This window comes from Myxococcus sp. CA039A (genome assembly GCF_013336645.1).
In the GTDB taxonomy this organism is placed as follows: domain Bacteria; phylum Myxococcota; class Myxococcia; order Myxococcales; family Myxococcaceae; genus Myxococcus; species Myxococcus llanfairpwllgwyngyllgogerychwyrndrobwllllantysiliogogogochensis.
In genome coordinates this window covers 1-6,998 of record NZ_JABUMQ010000457.1, presented here as the reverse complement: position 1 = coordinate 6,998, position 6,998 = coordinate 1, and the positions used below count along the sequence as shown (strand labels likewise).

The following is a 6,998-nucleotide window of genomic DNA, read 5'->3' as shown; positions in this document are numbered from 1 at the left end:
AGGTGTGTATAAGAGACAGCCCGAATCTTGGCGGCCTGCTTGTTCTGATCGAACTGGTCCATGGCGGTCCTTTCGGCAGGCGTCGCGCGATGCAGCGCGCAAGCCTCCAACCTCCGCAATCATCAGCAAGTCCGGATCTTTGGCAAGTATTCCGCTACGCACATGTAGCGGGATGGCGCGGCGCCGAGTCCTGACGCGGACTTACGCAGCGGCCCCGAAAGCAGGCAGCGCGGCGTGGCGGGTCCACTTCGCCCCTTGACTCGCGCTGGATGGAGCACCCTGGCAGGTCTCCCCGCATCGGCGCCACCCCTTTCCCCCCTGTTCCACGACACACGTGGAGGGTCTTCACGGAGCGTCACGCGCCCCCGACTCCGGGTGGTGGACGGACCTCCCCTAAAAAACCGAGGGTGGCCCCGGACGACTTGCCGGAACCACCCTCGCGTCAACGACTTTGGCTGTCAGCCCCGGGGCACCACGGTGGGCGCCCGGGGCGGCGCGACGACATCAGGGGGCCACGCGCTCCACTTCCACCTTGCCAATGCGGACGATGTTGAACTCCACGCGCCGGTTGTTCTCGCGGCCCTTCGCCGTCTTGTTGGTGTCGACGGGCTTCGTCTCACCGTAGCCCTGCGACTCCAGGCGGGCGGCGTCGATGCCCTCCTTCACCAGGAAGGCACGCACGTTGGCGGCGCGGCGCTTGGACAGGTCCAGGTTGGACGCGTCGTTGCCCTGGTCATCCGTGTGCCCCTCCACCCGCAGCAGCTCCACCTGCGGGTTGGCGCGCAGCACCGCGGCCACCTGCTTCAGCAGCGGGAAGGAGCGCGGGAGGATGATGTCCTTGCCCGTGGCGAAGTAGACCTTCTCCAGGATGAGGATGCGCTCGCCATCCACCTGGACCTTCACCTTGCCCTTGTCGGGGCAGCCGTCCTCGTCCGCCACGCCGTTGATGACCTCGGGCTCGTTGGGGCACTTGTCCGCGACGTCCGGGATGCCGTCCTTGTCGTTGTCCGGGTCCGGGCAGCCGTCCCCATCCTGGAAGCCGTCCTTGTCCTCGGGCTGGTTCGGGCACTTGTCATCCGGGTCGAAGAGGCCGTCGCCATCGGTGTCCACGGGCGGAGCCTCGTCGGGGCAGCCTTCCTCGTCCTGGAAGCCGTTCTTCGTCTCTGGCTCGTTCACGCACTTGTCGTCGCCATCGAGGATGCCGTCCTGGTCATTGTCCGGGTCCGGGCAGCCATCCGCGTCCTCGAAGCCGTCCTTGTCCTCGGGCTGCGTGGGGCACTTGTCGTCCGGGTCGTAGAGGCCGTCGCCGTCCGTGTCCACCGGCGGAGGAGGCGCCGCCTTCTTGGGCTCGGGCGGAGGGCTGTAGCCGAAGCCCGCCAGCAGCCGGTAGCCGGGCGTGCCGTAGCCCCGGGTGAGGCCCGGTCCACCGCCCAGGTGCGCCGTGAATCCGCTCACCGCGCGGTACTTCAGCGCGGCCAGCAGCTCCAGCGGGCTCTCCTCCGTGTCCTGCTCGTCCAGGCCGATGGCGCCAATCACCGTCGCCTCGGCGGACAGCGGCAGTCGGCCCAGCGTGAAGGGAATCTCCGTGCCCAGGCCGTAGGTGAACGCGTTGCCCGCCGTCAGGTTGCGCAGCACCTGCTTCTCGCGGATGTCCACGCCGACGTTGGCGGCGAAGCGGACCTTCTCACCGTACTCGGCCACCAGCTTGGGCTGCACGCTCACCCCGGAGCCGCCGAGGAAGTCGTTTCCACCCGCCGTGGGAAGCGACACCGGCACCGCCAGCGCGAGGCCGAAGCGCTCCCCATCAATCAGGCGCGCCTTCGGCACCAGTCGCAGGTCGCCGATACCACCGCCGCCCACGCCCTGCGAAAAGGACGAGTCCACCTGCGGCGCCGGGTCCGAGCCCTGAATCGTCACGGGCAGAATCACGCCGATTTCGAAGCGGTCGAACAGACCCACCGCGCCCATCAGGTCGATTCCCAGCTGACGGCTCACCAGCGCGGTGATGAACCGGTCCGAGCGAGGGTCCAGGAAGTTGAGCGGCTTGCTCCCGTAGTTGAGCGACAGGCCGAGGTTCAACCCCAGGTGGCGCTGCACGCGGGCGCTGTGGATGCCGAGGATGTCCTCGGCGCCCGGGCCCGGCTTGAAGCGCTGCACGTCGATGGACTGCGACACGGGGCCCGGCGTCGTCACCTGCGCATGGGCAGGCTGGGCCGCGAGCGTGCCCGCGAGGACCAGGCCTCCGGTGACGGCCGCCGCCACGCCCCGCGACGAGCGCCCCGCCACGCGGCGGAGGCGACCGAACAGGGGCAGTGCCAGGAACAGCAGCGCCAGCGGAACGAAGGTGCCCGCCCCTCCCGTGCTGCAGCCACGGCCCACGACGACGAAGTCGTCATCGCCGTTCAGCGGGTTGGAGCCCCCGTTGACCTCGTCACCGTCGCTCGCACCACCAGCGTCGGTGTCGCGGTTGTTCGGGTCCGTCTCGCCGTTGTCGAAGCCACCGTTGTGGTTGGCGTCCTCGCGGCCGTCGTTCAGGCCGTCACCGTCCGTGTCCGGGTTGAGGGGGTTCGTCGCATTGGTACCCGTGACTTCCACGCCGTCGTTCAGATCGTCGTCGTCCGTGTCGGCGTCGTTCGGGTCCGTCTCCGTGGCGTCCACGCGGCCGTTGTGGTCCGCGTCCTCCCGGCCGTCGTTCAGACCATCACCATCCGTGTCCGGATTCGTCGGGTCGGTGGTGGTGGTGGGGTCCAGGTCCGGCTCGAAGTTCGGCGAGTCGACGTTGGTGCCCGGAGGCGCCGTCTCCCGCGTCACGCCGCTCTCCGTGCCGTCGTTGATGCCGTCGTTGTCGCTGTCCGGATCCAACGCGTCGATGGTGCCGTCCCCATCCGTGTCGGTGAGGGCCTCATCGCCGTCCGGCACGCCGTCGTCGTCCGTGTCCGCATCATGCGGATCCATGCCGAGCTCGATTTCGCGCTCGTCGCTCACGCCGTCCAGGTCGGAGTCCACATCGTCGGCGGCCAGGTTCGGGTCCGTCTCGCCCGGGTCGATGCGGCCGTTGTGGTTCGCGTCCTCCACGCCGTCACGCACGCTGCCGCCGTCCGTGTCCGGGTTGAGGGGGTTGGTGACGGTGGTCGGGTCCGCATCGGGGATGAAGACCGTCGCGTCGGTGTCCGAGCCCTCGGGCACGGTCTGACCCAGCTCCGTGCCGTCCTGGATGCCGTCGCCGTCCGTGTCCGCCTCGTTCGGGTCGGTCTCGTCCGCGTCGACGATGCCGTCGTGATCCTTGTCCTCGGTGCCGTCCATCAGACCGTCGTCATCCGAGTCGTCGTCGAGCGGATCCGTCCCGCCCACTTCCACCTCGATGCCGTCCGACACGCCGTCGCCGTCCGTGTCCGGGTTGTTCGGGTCCGTGCCGATGGCAATCTCCTCCGTGTCCGTCAGGCCGTCGCCGTCCGTGTCCAGGCCAATGGACCAGATGAAGTGGGCGGGCGTGGGGTCCACGTCGCCGTCCGCGTCCACCGCGCGCACCTGGAAGGTGTGCGTTCCCTCGGGCAGGCCCGTGAAGTTGATGGGGCTGGTGCAGGGGGTGAAGGCCGCGCCGTCGAGCGAGCACTCGAAGGTGTCACGCGGGTCTCCCGTGACGGAGTTGAAGCTGAACTCCGCGTCGGTGCTGGCGGTGTTCACGGGCGGGCTCGCGGTGATGCGCGTGTCCGGCACGGAGTTCACCGTGAAGGTGTTCGTGTCCGTGGCGGTGTTGCCATTCACATCCTCCGCCGTGGCCGTCACCGAGTGCGGCCCGTCGACCAGCGGCGTGGCCACCGGCACCGACCAGCTGCCGTCGACGCCCGCCGTCGCCGTACCCACCGTGGTGCCGTCCACCACCACCGTCACCGTGGCGCCCGGCTCCGCCGTACCCGAGTACGTCACCACCGGGTTGGTCACCGTGGAGCCCTCCGCCGGCGTGGTGATGCTCACCGACGTCGTGGCGTCCACCGTGAAGGCGTTGGTGTCCGTCGCGGTGTTGCCCTGGGCGTCTTCCGCCGAGGCCGTCACCGAGTGCGCTCCATCCGCCAGCTCCGCCGCCACCGGCACGGACCAGCTGCCGTTCGCCGCCGCCGTCACCGTGCCCACCACCGTGCCGTCCACCGTGACAGTCACCGTGGCGCCCGGCTCCGCGGTCCCCACGTACGTCACCACTCCGTCGGTCAGCACCGCGCCCTCGGCGGGAGTGGTGATGCTCACCGTCGTGGCCGTGTCCACCGTGAAGGTGTTCGTGTCCGTCGCGGTGTTGCCGTCGCCGTCCTCGGCGGTGGCCACCACCGTGTGCGAGCCGTCCGTCAGCGTCGTGGCCACCGGCACCGACCAGTTGCCATCGACACCCGCCGTCACCGTGCCCACCACCGTGCCGTCCACCGTGACAGTCACCGTGGCGCCCGCTTCGGCCGTACCCGAGTACGTCACCACGGGGTTGCCGACCGTCGAGCCGTCCGCCGGCGTGGCGATGTTCACGTTCGTCGACGTGTTCACCGTGAAGTTGTTCGTGTCCGTGGCGGTGTTGCCGAATGCGTCCTCGGCCGTGGCCGTCACCGTGTGGGGACCTTCGCCCAGCGACGAGTTGCCCGGCACCGACCAACTGCCGTTCGCCGCCGCCGTCACCGTGCCCACCACCGTGCCGTCCACGGTGACAGTCACCGTGGCGCCCGGCTCCGCGGTACCCGAGTACGTCACCATCGGGTCGCTGATGGTCGAGCCATCCGCAGGCGTGGTGATGCTCACGTTCGTCGACGTGTCCACCGTGAAGGTGTTCGTGTCCGTCGCGGTGTTGCCGTTCGCGTCCTCGGCCGTGGCCGTCACCGTGTGAGGACCTTCACCCAGCGACGAGTTGCCCGGCACCGACCAGCTGCCGTTCGCCGCCGCCGTCGTCGTGCCCACCACCGTACCATCCACTTCCACCGTCACCGTGGCGCCCGGCTCCGCGGTACCCGAGTACGTCACCATCGGGTCGCTGATGGTCGAGCCATCCGCGGGCGTGGTGATGCTCACGTTCGTCGACGCGTCCACCGTGAAGGTGTTCGTGTCCGTCGCGGTGTTGCCGCTCGCGTCCTCGGCCGTGGCCGTCACCGAGTGAGGACCGTCGCCCAGCGACGAGTTGCCCGGCACCGACCAGGTGCCATTCGCCGCCGCCGTCGTCGTGCCCACCGTATTGCCGTCCACCACCACCGTCACGGTGGCTCCCGGCTCCGCGGTGCCCGAGTACGTCACCGCGCCGTCGTCCAGCACCGCGCCTTCCGCCGGCGTGGTGATGCTCACGTTCGTCGTCGCATCCACCGTGAAGGCGTTGGTGTCCGTCGCGGTGTGGTTCAGCGCATCCGTCGCCGTCGCCGTCACCGAGTGCGGCCCATCCGCCAGCGGCGTCGCCACCGGCACCGACCAGATTCCGTTCGCCGGCACCGTCACCGTGCCCACCGTGGCGCCGTCGACACGCACCACCACCGTGGCGCCCGGCTCACCCGTGCCCGAGTACGTCACCACTCCGTTGGTCAGCACCGCGCCCTCGGCCGGCGTCGTCACGCTCACGAACGTGCCCGTGTCCACCGTGAAGGTGTTGGTGTCCGTCGCGGTGTGGTTCAGCGCATCCGTCGCCGTCGCCGTCACCGAGTGCGCGCCGTCCGCCAGCGCCGCGGCCACCGGCACCGACCAGGTGCCGTTCGCCGCCGCCGTCACCGTGCCCACCGTGGTGCCATCCACCACCACCGCCACCGAGGCGCCGGGCTCCGCAGTTCCCGAGTACGTCACCACACCGTTGGTCAGCACCGCACCCTCGGCCGGCGTCGTGACACTCACCGACGTCGCCGTGTCCACCGTGAAGGTGGACGTCGTGGCCGTGCTCGTACGGGTCGCATCCTGGGACACGACCGAGATGTTGTAGACGCCGTCCGTCACCGCGACGGGAATCGGGAACGTCCAGTTACCGCCGGTCACGGCGATGGCCGGGTACGTCACGCCATTCAGCGTGAGCACCACGGACGTGGCACCGCCCGACGCCGTGCCAGTGATTTGCGTTGGCGCGGTCGTGAGCACCGCGTTGTTCGCCGGAGTGACGACGACCGGCGGAGGCAGCGCGTTCTGCACCGTGAAGGTGTTGGTGTTGCTGACCATGCTCGAGGCGCCGTTCAGCACGGACACGGCATTCACCGTGTGCACGCCCGTCGTCAGGTCCACGACCGGCGTGTACGTGAAGTTGCCCGCGGCATCCGCCGTGACGGTGGCCAGCACCACGCCGTCCACGGAGATGACGACCGAGGAGTTCGGGGTCGCAGTGCCAGTGATGGGAGGACGCACGCCCGTGGTGGAGCCGTTGGCGGGCGTCACGACCACCGGGGCCGACGGCGTCACGAAGGGGCCCGCCAGGGTGGTGATGACACCGGGACTGCCCGCGATGGCGCCGTAGGTGAGGCCATCCGGAGCGCCCGCCGTGGGCTGCGTGCCCGGGATGCCCCCCGCGACGGAGGGGGAGCAATTCATCGTGCCGCCCTGGAGCAGGATGTGACCACCACCACCGCCGCCGCCCGTGCCGTGCTCAGGGAAGACCGTGCTGCCGCCGTTACCGCCGCGCGCCAACACCAGGTTGTTGCCGCAGGTCAACGCACCCGTGACGCGCAGATAAATCGTTCCACCCGAGCCACCTCCACCCGCCGCGTCGTTGGCATCCTCGCGAGCGTTTTCACCCGCCACGCCATTGGAGGAAATCGTCCCCGCGCCAGCCAGCGAAGCCGCGCGAATGAACACGATGCCGCCCGCCGCGCTGCCGCCGCCGCCAAAGTCGTCGTTGCTATGACCCGCACCGCCACCACCACCGAAGAGCAGATGGTCCACCGCGCTGAAGTCCATGCGCGTGCCGCCCAGACCGCCCACGTCACGAGAGGGAGCAGGAGCGCCAGTCGTGGCATGAGTATCGCCACTCCATGTGCGGCCGCCCTTGCCACCCGCCCCCGCGC

At 69.7% G+C, this 6,998-nt stretch carries 1 protein-coding gene; it reads right to left on the bottom strand.

The features are described from left to right. Window positions 1–504 precede the first annotated feature (504 nt). Window positions 505–6,891, bottom strand: coding sequence for an Ig-like domain-containing protein (locus tag HR086_RS43210; protein WP_174468554.1), 6,387 nt, complete (start codon window positions 6,889–6,891; stop codon window positions 505–507). Between the last annotated feature and the right edge of the window lie 107 nt (window positions 6,892–6,998).